The sequence below is a fragment of the Methylocystis heyeri genome (assembly GCF_004802635.2).
Lineage (GTDB): Bacteria > Pseudomonadota > Alphaproteobacteria > Rhizobiales > Beijerinckiaceae > Methylocystis > Methylocystis heyeri.
Genome location: NZ_CP046052.1, coordinates 2184603 through 2198800 on the forward strand (window position 1 = coordinate 2184603; position 14198 = coordinate 2198800).

Below are 14198 nucleotides of genomic sequence, written 5' to 3' on the forward strand. Positions count from 1 at the left end.
GGCGACTTCCGAAAACGCTTTTCGCGATTGACGGCGCGGCCAGCGCTGTCCCGTTTCAAGCCATTGATATTGCCTGGCCCGCCCCCAGGGCGAGTCGATCTGCGTAAACGCTCCGCCATCGGATGAAGAACGGCGCCCGCCTTTTGCGGCGAAGCCGCCGAGGCGAGGCTCGCAGCGAAAAGCCACGGCCGGCGTTGATTTGGCTCGCACTTTGTTGGTCCACCGCGACGCGGCGGCGCCGTTTCGGCGCGCTGTCGCCGCTTCGAACGCTGCACAGCCTGCGTTCGCCTGCGCATTTGGACGCAGGCGAGGCGCCATACAAAGATTGCATTGCAGACCGTTTGGGCAATAAGAATTGATTGAACGCCACGCGCGTAAGGAATTGGAGTTGATCAAGCTTTACCACGGCTTTTTCGGGTTGGAGCGGCAGGCGGCGCCGCAAATGAGGGCCTTCGAGAGCTTCTTTGTCCGGCTCATGAAGCGCACGCGGTCCGCGATAGGGCTCAGCGTTGCGATGGGCGCGCTGTTCGCCGCCATTGGCGTGCTGGTTCGCGTCGCGCTGGTTGGATACGGAACGGTCAAGGTCCCCTATGTGACCTTTTTTCCGTTCATCGCTTTCGCCGCCGTTTTCGGCGGCTGGCCGAGCGGCATAGCTGCGACGCTCTTCAGCGCCTTCGCCCTGCACGGATTTTTCGTGCCTCTCGTCGGTTCGAGCGACTGGATCAACCTCGCGTTTTTCCTGGGCAGCAATGTCTTGACCGTCGGCATCGTCGAATTGCTCTACCGCGCCCAGATCCGCGCGATCAAAGCCGTAGCGGCCAGGAAGGCGCTCGAATGGAGCGCAGCGCGCGACCAGCTGCTCTCGAGGACGGCGATGCGCCTGCTCCAAGGCCACGATCCTTCCATCGTCGTCGGCGAAATGTGCCGGGACATCATCGGCTTCGTGGGATGTGACGTGTTTTTCAACTTCCTGTTCGACGAGCAATCGGAGCGGCAATATCTCAACGCTTGCGGAGGACTTTCCGAACAGGAAGTCTCAGCCATGCGGGCGCTCGATTGCGCCAGGGCCGCCTGCAGCCGTCTCACCGAATTCGGCGGCGACGCCGGCCGAAACCCCAACCCCTTGAATTGCCCGCAGGACCAGCTGCTGCAATCCTTTGGAGTCAATTGCTGCTACTGCCGTCCTTTGCTCGAACAGGGGCGCATCCTCGGAACGCTGACTTTCGCCGATCGCAAGCAAGCCAAATTCGAACCCGCCGCAATGGAAGTGATGGATGCGGCCGGCAATCTGATCTCCCTGGCCATCAGCCGCCTGCGCATGGAAACCGCGCTGCGCCAGAGCGAAGAACGCTTCTCCAGCTTCATGAGTCATTTGAGCGGCAACGCCTGGATCAAGGATGAGCAAGGCCGCTTTATTTTTGCAAATGAAGCGCTCTCGAAAATCGCGGGCAAGAGCCTGGACCAGATCCTCGGCAGGACCGACGAAGAACTTTTTGGCGCGGAAGCTGCGGCCCTCTACGCAAAAAACGATCGTCTCGCGCTCGAAGACGCCGTCGGACTTACGACCAGGGAATATCTCGTCGATCATTCCGGGGCGAGGCGTCACTTCCTGGTGAGCAAATTCCCGATAATCACGGGCTACGACGACGAAACATATGTCGGCGGCATCGCCATAGACGACACCCAGCGCGTGCAGGCCGAGGAAAGGCTTCAGGAAGCCACCGCAAGGCTCAAGGAAGCCGACCGCCGCAAGGACGAGTTCCTGGCCATGCTCGCGCATGAGCTGCGCAACCCGCTGGCGCCGCTGCGCGCAGGGCTGGACGTGCTGCGCAGGACCGGGCGCCAGGGGCCTGGGGTGGAAAAAATACAAGGCATAATGGAGCGGCAGGTCGAGCATCTCGTGCGTCTGGTCGACGATCTGCTTGAAGTCTCGCGCATCAGCCGCGGCGTTATAGAGCTGAAATATGAGCGGCTGGATTTGAATAACGTCGTCTCCAACGCCGCCGAAGCCTGCCGCCAGCTCATCGAAGCGCGCAAGCTCGAGTTCCGGCTCGCTCTGCCCGCCGAACCGCTGTGGATCGAAGCGGACCCGGTCCGTATCGCCCAGGTCGTCTCCAATCTGCTCAACAACGCCGCCAAATACACCGATCCCGGAGGCCGCATCGAGCTCGGGGTGGAACGCCGGGGCTGTGAGGCGGTCATGACAGTCGCCGACACCGGCATCGGAATCCCCGCGGACATGCTCACCCATGTCTTCGACCTCTTCGCGCAGATCGATCGCACCATCGGCCGCGCTCAGGGCGGGCTGGGCATAGGCCTCGCTCTGGTGCGGGACCTGGTGCGCCTGCATGGCGGCGAGGTCACGGCGGAAAGCAAGGGAGAGGGTCAGGGGAGCCGGTTCCTGGTCCGCCTGCCGCTCGCGGCCGAGGTCGCGGAGGAGAAGACGGCTCGGCAGGACACCGCCGTCATGGCCGATGCGCCGCGGCGTCGTGCGCTGATCGTGGACGACATGCGCGACGTCGCCGACAGCCTGGCTTTGCAGGTGGAAAGCCTGAACGCCGACGTCAGGGTCGCTTACAGCGGCTTGGAGGGGCTTGAACTTCTCGCCGAGTTCAAGCCCGAAGTCGTTTTTCTGGACATCGGCATGCCCGGCATGGACGGGTTCGAAACCGCGCGGCGGATGCGGCGACATCCACAGGGGCGCGACGTCGTGCTGGTGGCGCTCACCGGATGGGGCGAGAATGAAACCCGAAGATCCGTGGAAGCCGCGGGTTTCGACCGCCACCTGATAAAGCCGGCCGAGACCGACGATCTGAGGCGCGCCCTGGAGCTGGCCGACCACGCGCTCATCTGATGCGACGGCGCGGCGTCTGCGCCGTCAACTCTCTGAATAAAGCACGAAGGAGCCGCCTCCCTGTGAAATAAGCGCTCTCAATTCTCTCGCAAATCGTCTGGCTTGTTCGTAATCGGTCGCGAATTCCCCCGAAAAAGAAAAGCGACAGGCGGAGGAAACCCGGCCGGGCGTCGCGAGCCTGATCATAAACGCCAGGGAGCCGGTAGAATTTGTGGGAACGATCGAGCAGAAAAGATGCTCCTCCTCGAGCTCCCCGGAGTCATAATAGCCGCCCTGGATCCTTGGCGGAACAAGACGGCTGATCGGACAGGCCTCGAAGCCGGCGAGCTGGTCCTCGATCGCCTCCAGATTGAACCAAGCGCTTCCGGCGCCCGAAAACCTGCCGACGATTGCTTCGATGAAGAGTTCGCCCTGATCCCCGTCGGTCGTCAGGCGGAATGTCAACCGGTCTTTCGTCAAACAGTATTCCTCGGAATTTAGGCCGATCTTTTTGGCTTCCCGATATAGCTGATAGCAACCTCTCCATCGCCGCTATCGGTCAGCGCCACGTCTGTTTTATCCGATATTTTGCTGTACACGACATAGCGTGAGGATATCGCACGGCTTCCGTCAATTTCGGCCTGCGCCACGCCTCCCGGAACATCCCGATCCGGCGGGCCGAGCGACAAAGCGGCCTCTTCAAAAGTGTGTATTCCGTTGAATATACCCTGCAGCCGGGCAATCTCCTCGCCCGAGACGGGTTCAAACAATTGTCGCCGCTTTGATGCGGGCGCTCTGCCTCCACAAAAACAACAATAACGGATCAACGTTCTCGATTCGAAAGAATCCGCTTTCATTACGAGGTGGTATTCGTTCGTTTCCTCGTCGAACTGGACCGGGCTCCCCGGATCGGCGGCGCTGCGCTCCAACCCTCCGCAATTGCAGGCCCACCACTTGGTCGGCGCCGACAGAATCTCGGAGGCAGTTTCCTCAAGGCTGCGCCCGCGGTTCGCCGCCCTCAGCATGAGCTCCTTTTCCGCGTCGTCGCTCAAACCGACAATTATCTATTTCATGGCAAACCTCTATGATTTCTCCGCTACTTGCGCCGCCATTTCGCAGACCGCGCAGGGCGGCTCCGATGCGGGGGGCGTAAAGACCGGGGCGGTCCAGCCGCCTCCGAGCGCCGCCATCAGCGACAATGCCGCCTGAAGGCGCGCCGTGCGCAGCGCGATCGCCTGGCGCTGGGCGGCGAAAGCGTCCGACTGCGCCGTCACCACCTCGACATAGGTTACGACCCCCTCCTCGTAGAGCTTGAGCGAGACGTCGAGCGTCTTCCCGCCCGCGACGACGGCGGCGGCGATATCCTTCTCCTGACGATCGAGATATCGGATCTGCGCAAGCGCGTCCTCGACTTCGCCATAGGCGCGCAGCACCACGCCGCGGTAGCGCGCCACGGCCTCGAGATAGGCGGCCTCGGCGTCATGAAGATCGGCCGCATGCGCGCCGCCGTCGAAAATCGGCAAGGTGACGGCCGGCCCGACCGACCACAGGCTGTTGCGGGCGTTGAAGAGGCTCAGGCCCGTGTCCTGGGTTCCGCCGGAAAGATTGATCGTGAAGCGCGGGAAAAAAGCCGCGCGCGCGACGCCGATCGACAGATTGGCGCTGTGGACGCGCCGCTCGGCGGCCGCGATGTCGGGACGACGCTCCAGAAGCTGCGAGGGCGCGCCGAGCGGAATGGTCGGCGAGGCGACCCGCCTTTGCGACGACGGCAGCGAGAAGCCTTCGGGCGGGCGGCCTGCGAGAATGGCGACCGCATGTTCCAGCAGCGCGCGCCGGGCCTCGATGTCGGAAAGCTGCGCCTTGGCGAAGTCGAGCTGCGTCTGGGCCCGCGTCACGTCGGCAGGCGAGGCGATGCCGCCGCGGACGCGTTTCTGCACCAGCTCGAGCGAACCCGCATAGGCCGCAATGATGCGCTTCTGCAGCGCGACCTCATTGTCGAGGCCCTGGAGGCCGATGTAATTACGCGCAAGCTCCGCCTGTAGGCTCAAGGAGATCGCTGCGAGATCGGCTTCCGACGCCTGCGCCTGCGTCGCTCCCGCGCCCGCGAGATTGCGGACGCGCCCCCAGAGATCGATCTCATAGCTCGACTGCGCCGTGAGCTGGTTGTCGCCGAAGAAGGTCGGCGAGTTCATGGGCAGGCCCTGTGAAAGCGCCGCTCGGGCGTAATCGCCGGCGCTCGGAAAGGTCCCGGAGAGACGAAGCGGGCGGTGCAGCGATTCCTTGTTCTCGGTGAGCTGGCCGCCGGCCGTGAGCGTCGGCGAGAGGCCGGCGGCGGCCTTCCCGGCCAAAGCATGGGCCCGGTCCATCGCCGCCACGGCGGCTTCGACATCTGGATTGCGCGCATCGAGCTCGCGCTCCAGCGCGTCGAGCTGCTTGTCCTTGAACGGCCCCCACCAGGGTCCCCGCGGGCGCAGATCCGCGGGATCGGCGGAAAGCCACTGCGGACCGCCGTCGGTCGTCGTTCCGCCCTCGTGGCGGGACGACCCCTTGACGACGACAGGCGCCGTCCCCTTCGCCTCCTTGAAGCTCTCCGGAACCTCCACGGGCGGAGGGACGTATTCGGGCGCGAGATTGCAGCCGCCGAGCGACACGCCCAGGGACATGAGCAGAAAACGCGGCAAAATCCTCATCTCGCGTCTGCTTCCTTGGTCTTGGCGTCCTTGATCTTGACGACGATCCCGTCATGCACCGATTGCCAGGGCGTCCGGATCACCCGGTCCTTCAAGGAAAGGCCGGCGGATATTTCGAGCGAGGCGCCGAGATCGCGCGCGATCGTCACCGACTTCATGCGCACGATTCCGTTGTCGTCGACGGTCGCGACCTGAGGCGACGCATTGACGAAGACCAGCGCGCTCGCCGGCACCAGCAGGGGCGCGCCTTCCGGCGGAAGAGCGATCCTGATCTGGCCGAAAGCCCCGGGCAACAAGGCGCCGTCGGGATTGTCGGCCTGAAACTGCACCAGCAGGGTTCGCGAGCCGGCGGCGATGGCGTTGGAGGTCGTCACGATTTTCGCCGAAAATTCGCGGCTTGGATATTGCGGCAGCGTCAGCCGAGCGGTCAGGCCTGCCGCGATCTTCGCCGCATAGGCCTGCGGCGCGCGAACATAGATGCGCATCTTGTGGATGTCGGCGACGCGAAACAATTCGCGCCGTCCTGCCCCCGCGTCGATGAGGGCGCCGACGTCCACATTGCGCGCCGTGACGACGCCGTCGAAAGGCGCAGTCAGATTGAGGTAGCCCTTGAGCGCGTTGATCTGGTCGAGATTGGCCTGGGCCGCGTTCTGCGAGGCCGTCGCGGCCTCGAGATTGCCGGTTTTCTCGTCCGCGCTTTGCGCCGAGACGGCCGCCTCGTTGCGCAGCGTGGTCCAACGCTTCGCCGTCGCGCGCGCGAGATTCTGCTCGGCCTTGCTGCGTGCGAGCAGCCCCTTGGCCTGCTCCGCCTGCTGGTTGAGATCCGGCGCCTCGATCACGCCCAGGACATCGCCGGCCTTGACCCGCGCGCCTATGTCATAGCTCCAGCTCTTCAGATAGCCGTTGACGCGGGCGTAGATCGGCGCGTCGACGAAAGCCTCGACATTGGCCGGCAGAACGAGATCCTGCGTGGCGGTCGAGAGCGTCGGCGTGTAGAGCTCGACCGTCGGAATCGCGGCCTCCTGCGTCACGCGCGCAAGCTCGGCCTCGCGCGCGCGCCGGGAAAACACGCCGAAAGCGGCGAGCGTGAGGACGACGCCGAGGGCGATCAGAGCCCTGGGCCGCAGCTTGCGCAGAAACTCCGCCTGCGCCGCCGGATCCGGCGCGCCGAGATGAGGAGACTCATGATGCGGCATTCGCTTGCTCCAATTCCGCTCTGTCCAGTTCGTCGCGACGCGCGCGCTCCGCTTTGCGTCTTCCAAAGAAATCATGCGCAAGACTGAACATGACCGGCAGCAGCAACAGCGTTCCAGCGGTCGCGAAGGTCAGCCCGCCGATCACCGCGCGCCCCAGCGGCGCGTTCTGCTCCGCGGAGAGCGCCATCGGGGCCATGCCGATGATCATCGCCAGCGCCGTCATGATCACGGGCCGAAACCGCGTCACGCCCGCCGCCGCCGCCGCGTGCAGCGGATTGTCGCCGTGGTCGAGCCGCTCGCGCGCGAAGGCGATGACGAGGTTGCTGTTGGCCGTCGCGACCCCCATGCACATGATCGCGCCCGTCAGCGCGGGCACGGAAATCGTCGTCCGGCTCAGGAACAGCATCCAGGCGATGCCCGCGAGCGCGGTCGGCAGGCCGCAGACGATGAGGAAGGGATCGAGCCAGGATTGGAAATTGATGACGATGACGAGATAGACGAACACGATCGCCAGGACGAGGCCGAGCATGAGATCGGCATAGGCGCTGCGCATCGTGGCGATCTGGCCGCGCAGCACGAGATTCGAAGCTCCCGGCGCCTCCTTGCGCGTGTCGTCCAATATTTTCTGGACGTCGTCGGCCACCGCGCCGAGGTCGCGGCCGCGCACCCCGGCATAGAGATCGAACGACGACTGGGTGTTGAAATGCGTGACGACGCCGGAGCTCCAGCCGCGCCGGATCGAGGCGACGCCGTTCAAGATCTGCTGCGCCTCGCCCGCGGCCACCGGCTTGCTCCCGAGCGCGTCGAGGCTGGTGTTCCAGAACTGCGGCTCCATCGCGACGATCGGATAGGAGACGCCGCTCTTGACGTTTAGCCAGAAGGCCGGCGAGGTCTGGAACGAGCCCGTGAGCATGGTCTGCAGAGAGAGCGTGACGTCGCGCTCCGAGAGGCCGACCTCCTGCGCCAGCGTGCGGTCGACGTCGACATAGAGCGTCGGCAGATCGCCCGGCTGCTGCAGGCGCGGGTCGGCGACCCCAGGAACGCGCGCGACCCGCTCCAGCGTCTTTTGCAGATAGGCGAGGTTCTCCTCGCGCATGCTTCCCGAGATCTGGACATCGAGCGAAGCCGGCAGACCGAAGTTGAGGATCTGCGTCACGATGTCCGCCGGCAGGAAGGAAAAGACGACGCCCGGAAACGCGCGCGGCAGCCGGTCGCGCAGGATCTCGGCGAAAGAACTGGCGTCGGCGACCTTCTCGGGATCGAAGCTCAGGGTGAGGTCCGCGTCGTTCGTGCCGATGGTGCCGGAATTATTGTAGCTCAGATTGATGCCCGAGATCGGCAGGCCGATGTTGTCGACGATGCTCGTCAGCGCTTCTTTCGGCAGTACCTCGCGAATCTCGGCTTCGATCCGGTCGCAGAGCACGCCCGCCTGCTCGAGGCGCGTTCCGGTGGGAAGGCGGACGTGCAGGCGCAGGGAGCTGCTTTCGGTCTCGGGAAAGAAATTGCGCCCGAGATAAGGGGTCAGCGCGAAGGAGAGCGCGACGCCCGCAAAGAAGATCGCGACAAAAGACCTGGGCCGCGCCAGCGCGAGCTGCAGCAGGCGCGCGTAAGCGTCGAGCAGCTTGTCGAAACCTCTCTCGAACGCCGTCTGCACGCGCGTCAGCGCCGCGAAAACGAAGCCGCGCCGCGCCGGTCCGAACCTCGCCTCGCGCAGCTTCTCTTTCTGCTGCGCGCTGAGGAAATAGCGCGCCATCGTCTCGACCAGCGTGTAGGTGAGGAGATAGGAGGCGATCATCGCGAAGACCACCGCTTCGGCGAGCGGCCGGAACAGATAGCCCGCGACGCCGCCGAGCAGCAGCAGCGGCGCGAACACGATGCAGATGCAAAACAGCGACACGGTGGCGGGCGTGATGATCTCCTTCGCCGCCTTGACGATCGCGTCGTCGATCGCCTCCCCCTCCTCCATGTGGCGGTTGACGTTCTCGATCGTGACCGTCGCGTCGTCGACGAGCAGACCGACCGCCAGCGCAAGGCCGCCGAGGGTCATCACATTCACCGTCTCGCCGAGCGCCGACAGCGCGAAAAGCGCGGCGAGGATGGATAGCGGGATCGAGATCGTGATGATGATCGTCGAGCGCCAGCTGCCGAGAAACAGCAGAATCATGAGGCCGGTGAGCGCGGCGGCGATCGTCGCCTCGCGCACGACGCTGAACACCGCATCGGTGATGAAGTCGGACTGATCGCCGATCACGGTCATGTCGATCCCGTCCGGCAGCGCGAGCTTCAACCGCGGCAGCATCGCCTTGACGCCGTTGATGACGTCCAGGGACGAGGCGGAGCCCGAGGTCAACACGGGCAGCAGCACGGCGGGCTCGCCGTTCACGCGCACGAGATTGGTTTGCGGCGCGCTGCCGTTGTGGACATAGGCCACGTCGCGCAGATAGACGATTGCGCCATCCGCGCGCTTGATCGGAAAATCGTTCAGCGCCGCGACGTCGGCCGGCGCGTCATTGATGAGGACGGCGTATTCGTAATCGCCGATCTTCTGGGTTCCAGCGGGAATGATGAGGTTCTGTCGCTCGACTGCGCTCACGACATCCTGCGCCGTGAGGCCGAGGCCGAGCAGCTTCTCCTGGCTGAGATCGATGCGCACCTGGCGCGATTTGCCGCCATAGGGAAAAGGCACCGCCGCGCCCGTCACCGTCGTCAGCGGCGGGCGGATGAGCGTATAGACGGCGTCGGCGACCTCCGCCTCGGTCCGCGTCGCGCTCGAGAAGGCGATCTGGATCACCGGCACGGTCGAGGCGTTGAACACGATGACCTGCGGCGGCTGCACGCCCGGCGGCAACAGGCGCAGCACCGTCTGGCCCGCCGCGCCGACCTGAGCCAGGGCGAGATCGACTTTGACCTTCGGCTGAAAATAGATCTTGTTGACGCCTATGCCGTTGTAGCTCTGCGACTCCACATGGTCGATATCGTTGACGAGCGCCGTCAGCGCGAGCTCATAGGGATAGAGAATGCGCGTGGACATGTCGTCCGGCGAAAGCCCGACATAGGTCCAGATCACCGAGATGACCGGAATGCTGACGCTCGGGAAGATATCGACCGGCGTCCTCACGATAGCCAGCACGCCGAGTATGACGATGAGAATCGCCGCGACCACGAAGGTGTAGGGGCGCCGCAAGGCGATCAGGACGAGCTGGAGCATCTCAATGTCCTTCGTCGGATAGACTTTCGGGGACGCGCTTTTCCCGACGTGAAACCGGCTTGCGCGGCCAGCCCATGCGCGAGCGATCGGCTGGCGCCGCGCCCGGGCGAATGACCGGGATCGCGCGTCATCCCGATGAATCTTCAGGGGGAGCTCGCGCGCCGCCTCGACCTGCGGCAAGCTAGCACCAACAAATTTGCCTCGCCAGAAGCGAGTTTGCAGGATATGCCTGCAAATATGCAGAACCTGAACTGGGACGACCTGCGCTATGTAATCGTTTTGTCGAGGAGCGGCCGCCTCGCCAAGGCGGCGCGGCAGCTGCGCGTCGACGAGACCACGATCGCGCGGCGCGTGGCCCGCGTGGAGCACGCCTTGGGCTCGCGCCTGTTCGAGCGCTCCAATGGGCAGCTGCTGCTGACCGAGATCGGGCGCGAGATCCTGCGGCATGCCGAGCAGATCGAGATCGGCGTCTGCGGCATCAAGACGGTCGCGACCGGCGTCGACGACAGGGCCGCGGGCAGCGTGCGGCTAACTGCCGCAGCCCTGGTCATGAACCGGATCCTTACGCCTGGACTGCCCGGTCTGCTGCAACTTCATCCGCAGCTGCAGCTGCATATGATGGCGGATCCGCGCAATGTGAGCATCAGCAACCGGGAAGCGGACATCGCCTTGCGCTTCGAACGGCCCGAGCAGAATTATCGCGTGCTCGCCCACCGTCTCTGCGAACTGCCCTATGGCGTCTTCGCATCGGCTGGATCGCAATCGCAGAAGCTGCCCTGGGTCGCCTATGAGGAAAGTCTCTGCCGTCTGCCGCTCGCGCGCTGGCTGGCCGACGCCGTAAAGCAGGAGCCGGATCTGCCTCCGGCGCTTGTGGTGAACGACTCCGACGTGGCCCTTCACGCGGTTCGAGCCGGCCTCGGCCGTTCGCTCATGCCCTTCTGCGTCGGCGACAACGACGACGGGCTGGCGCGGCTGAGCGGCCCCGAGCCCGTGCTCATGCGGGAGCTTTGGCTGCTGGTCCACTCCGACATCAAGCATCTCGCGCGGATCAGGGTCGTCATCGAGTGGATCGAGAGCGTCTTCGCGGAGCTCGGCGTTCGCTGCAAGGAACGGGCGAAGCGGCTGAAATAGACGGACCCATCTCAGTTCCGATTTACACGAACCTTGGTCGCCGCAACATGAAGGCGGCGGCGATCAAATTAGCCGTTCATACGAAATCCGCTCGATTGGGGCGGCATTTCTTATTCGTTCGCCGCAAAAATCGATACGGTCGCGCGGAAGCCGTCAGTCGCCGAAATCGAAATCTCCCGGCGCCGACTGGGAATTTTCGGGCGTCGCTCCCGCCCCCGCCTGCGGTCTGGCCGGCTCCGCACCGGGAACTTGAACCGCTTTCGGTGGAGAAGCCGAATGATGCTTCTCGCAGAGCGTCCAGGTGTGGCGGTGCGGGTTCCAATGCCTGTGGCATTTGGGAGCGGCGCCGACAGCTTCGAGAGAGACGCATCGGGGACCCGGCTTATTCCGTTTCAAAAACAAATGGCCGGGAACAGACCGCGCCGATCATGCGTTCCCGCAGCATGACACAGGAAACCTTCACGATCCCGGGCAGCGCCGAGCGCGTGCCTGTCCACACCGCCGAGGAATTCAACCGGCGAATCGACGACGACATCATAGCCCGCGTCCATTTCCTCGCGACGCGCCCGGACAAGATCGACGAGCGCCTGTCCGAGCTGGATCGGGAATGGGACGTCGAGAGATCGCTGGAAGCCAACGCCTCCGCCCTTGCCTTCGCCGGAATTGTTCTGGGCGTGACCGGTCGGCGGCGCTGGCTGGCCCTCCCCGCCCTGGTCTCGGCTTTCCTGTTCCAGCACGCGGTCCAGGGCTGGTGTCCGCCGCTTCCGCTGCTGCGCAGGCTCGGATTCCGCACGACCCAGGAGATCGAGCGCGAGCGCTATGCGCTGAAGGCGGTGCGGGGCGATTTCGACGAGGTGCTGGCGTTGGTCGGCCCGCCCGAGGAACGCGCCCGCAAGGCGCTGGAAGCCGCCGAGCGGCCTCACTGAGGGAAAGCGGAAGAGGCCGACCCGCGGCCTCATACGGTTTCCGTCTGAATGAATCCGCTTCGCGCCGTCATTGCGCGGAGCGTGAGCACCTCGGCGATCCAGAGAGATTGGCGCGGCTGGATCGCTCCCCTTCGCTCGCAATGCGAACCGATCGGTCCGAGCCGGTATCATCCTGAGGCGCTTTTGCGAAACGCGACAAGCCCTCGAAGGATGCTTTAAAAGGCGGCGGCGCCCCGTCCTGAAGAGCCCGCGTAGCGGGCGTCTCGAAGGGCGGGGCGCCGCCGCTCCCGATCAACGGGAAATTACAGGATCAATGCCTTCGTCGCCCCCGGAGCGAACTACGCCGAAGGCGCGCCGGTGCGGACGATGGTTCCGACATGCTCGCCGCGCAGGGCCGCCGTGAGCCGGCCCGGCGTGAGACCGTTTACGATCTGAACATGGCTGATATGCCTGGCGGTCGCCATGACCTCGATAAGCGCGGGGTCGAAGGGCAGCGTGCCCTGGAACTTGGCGAGTTCAGCGGCGCTCGTCTCGCTGAGCAGCTGCGCCTTTTCTCCGTCCGGTCCCTTGGGGTCTGCGGTGTAAACGCCATCCACGTCCTCGACGATGGTGAGCCCGGCCGCGCCGAGCGCGTCGGCGAGCAGAAAAGCTCCGACGTCCGCCCGATGGGTCGGAATGCGGGAGGCCGGAAACTCATGATGGTGGTAGGGCGGAAAGGCGCTCCCCACCACGGCGCGGGCCGCCTGCAGATGGATCGCGAGCTGGTTCGCGATGGTGGGGCGCTCGACATAGGAGACCCCTTCCGGCGCCAGCAGCGCGCCGAGAATGTGGCCGTTCTGGCCGGCCTCGCTGGCCGCGAGCGGGGCAAGCGAACCCACCGGCAGCCCGAGGTCCAGGCCGACGCCATAGAGATGGCGGGCGCGGATGCCGGCGCCGGTCAGGATCAGCAGGCGGTGCTCCGGGAGGAGCTTACGGATTTCCTCCACCAGAGGCAGGACGGCGTCGGCGCCCCGGTCCATGATGGACCTGCCGCCGATCTTGACCACCTGCAACCAGGGAAGGAGCCGGATCGGGCGACCGCCGGCGACCGGGCGGGTAAGCTCGCCGTCGAGAAGGGTCTGGCGCGCGAGCGGCGAAGCGACGTGCTTGATGCTTTTGGCGTTGTCGGACATGGCGGTGATCTCTTTGCGTTTCCGCGCGAAGCGCAGCCAGTGCGCGTGCGAAAAAAAGCGAATGAAGGTTTCCGGTGTGAACGGAAGGTGCGCTAGTTCGCGGTGATGATGGTGCCGACATGCTCGCCGGCGAGCGCGCGGGTCAGATTGCCGGGGACGAGGCCGTTCACGACCTGAACCTCGCGGATATGGCGCGCCGATTTGAGAAGGTCGAGCACCGGGAACTCGAGGATCGAATCATGCAGGCCTCTCGCCTTCATCTCGTCGACCGAAATCTTCGGGATGAACACGGCGTCCTTCGAGGTCTTGGGGTTGGCGGTGTAGAGGCCGTCCTCGTCCTTCACATAGATCATCGCCTTGCAGCCGAACTGCTCGGCGACGAGGAAGCATCCCGCGTCGGTGCGATAGGGGGGGATGACGCCCTCGGGAGCGGGCCGCATCCAGAGATTGTAGGGCGGCATGCCGCTGAAGATGACCGCGTTCACTTCGGCGAGATATAGCGGAACAGCCGAGAGCGCCGCGCCGTCGACGGCCGATATTCCGTATTTGGCGAGAAGCTGCCCCAGCATGGCGGCGTTCTGATCGGCGACCGACGCGCCGAGCTGCGAAAGCACGCCCGCCGGAAGACCCAACCCCGCCGCGATCGAATAGAGATGCCGCGCCCTGGTGCCTGCGCCGGTGCCGATCAGCAGCTTATGATCCTTGCGGACCGAGACGATCTCGTCCACCAGCGGATAGACCGCCGCGCGGCCCCGGTCGATCAGGCTCTGCCCGCCGATCTTGATCACCGTCGCATCCGGCAGGATGCGGAAATCCGCCGCTTCCGCCGCAGCCGCCAGAAGCCGGGCGTCGCTCAGCGACCGCTGCATGAGGAGCGCTTCCAGCTCCGCCGTCGTGTTGGCCATGGGGGCTCCCTTCCATTTCTTTGGTAGCGTTTCAGGAGTTGGACGCTACAGCCCACAACTGCAGGCCGCAATATGCAAAAATTCAGCAGTTTGTTTCGAGCCCGTTCAAAATGCGGGGGTTCGAGCGGCGCTAAGAC

10 protein-coding genes are annotated in these 14198 nt (G+C 64.8%); 3 read left to right on the forward strand and 7 right to left on the reverse strand.

Going from position 1 to position 14198, the window contains the following annotated elements; translation table 11 throughout:
- The first annotated feature begins 388 nt into the window (after positions 1 to 388).
- Entirely contained in the window at positions 389 to 2854 is a 2466-nt protein-coding gene (locus H2LOC_RS09990) for an ATP-binding protein (protein ID WP_136496267.1), read from the forward strand.
- A gap of 24 nt (positions 2855 to 2878) precedes the next feature.
- On the opposite strand, the gene H2LOC_RS09995 is transcribed toward H2LOC_RS09990, so the two are convergent.
- From H2LOC_RS09995 to H2LOC_RS10015, 5 genes are read right to left on the reverse strand one after another with little or no spacing between them, the layout of a single operon-like run.
- Entirely contained in the window at positions 2879 to 3313 is a 435-nt protein-coding gene (locus H2LOC_RS09995; protein WP_136496268.1) for a hypothetical protein, read from the reverse strand.
- A gap of 17 nt (positions 3314 to 3330) precedes the next feature.
- Positions 3331 to 3885 (reverse strand): DUF6980 family protein, encoded by a 555-nt coding sequence (locus H2LOC_RS10000; protein WP_136496269.1) that lies wholly within the window; start codon positions 3883 to 3885, stop codon positions 3331 to 3333.
- 30 nt (positions 3886 to 3915) lie between these two features.
- Positions 3916 to 5523, reverse strand: coding sequence for an efflux transporter outer membrane subunit (locus H2LOC_RS10005; protein WP_136496270.1), 1608 nt, complete (start codon positions 5521 to 5523; stop codon positions 3916 to 3918).
- Positions 5520 to 6719, reverse strand: a complete 1200-nt coding sequence (locus H2LOC_RS10010; RefSeq protein ID WP_136496271.1) for an efflux RND transporter periplasmic adaptor subunit — start codon at positions 6717 to 6719, stop codon at positions 5520 to 5522. Before H2LOC_RS10010 ends, H2LOC_RS10005 begins: the two co-directional genes overlap by 4 nt.
- Entirely contained in the window at positions 6706 to 9927 is a 3222-nt protein-coding gene (locus tag H2LOC_RS10015) for an efflux RND transporter permease subunit (protein WP_136496272.1), read from the reverse strand. Before H2LOC_RS10015 ends, H2LOC_RS10010 begins: the two co-directional genes overlap by 14 nt.
- Positions 9928 to 10164: 237 nt before the next feature.
- Here H2LOC_RS10015 and H2LOC_RS10020 point away from each other — a divergent pair, with 237 nt between their 5' ends.
- Together H2LOC_RS10020 and H2LOC_RS10025 are read left to right on the forward strand one after the other, a co-directional pair.
- On the forward strand, positions 10165 to 11058 hold the full coding sequence (locus H2LOC_RS10020) for a LysR family transcriptional regulator (RefSeq protein ID WP_136497062.1): 894 nt from the start codon (positions 10165 to 10167) through the stop codon (positions 11056 to 11058).
- Positions 11059 to 11486: 428 nt separating this feature from the next.
- The gene (locus H2LOC_RS10025; protein ID WP_202620564.1) at positions 11487 to 11984 is read left to right on the forward strand and encodes a DUF2892 domain-containing protein; all 498 of its coding nucleotides are present in this window, start codon (positions 11487 to 11489) and stop codon (positions 11982 to 11984) included.
- Positions 11985 to 12322: 338 nt separating this feature from the next.
- On the opposite strand, the gene H2LOC_RS10030 is transcribed toward H2LOC_RS10025, so the two are convergent.
- Positions 12323 to 13156, reverse strand: coding sequence for an amino acid kinase family protein (locus H2LOC_RS10030; protein ID WP_136496273.1), 834 nt, complete (start codon positions 13154 to 13156; stop codon positions 12323 to 12325).
- A 92-nt stretch (positions 13157 to 13248) separates the two neighbouring features.
- The gene (locus tag H2LOC_RS10035) at positions 13249 to 14061 is read right to left on the reverse strand and encodes an amino acid kinase family protein (protein ID WP_136496274.1); all 813 of its coding nucleotides are present in this window, start codon (positions 14059 to 14061) and stop codon (positions 13249 to 13251) included.
- Between the last annotated feature and the right edge of the window lie 137 nt (positions 14062 to 14198).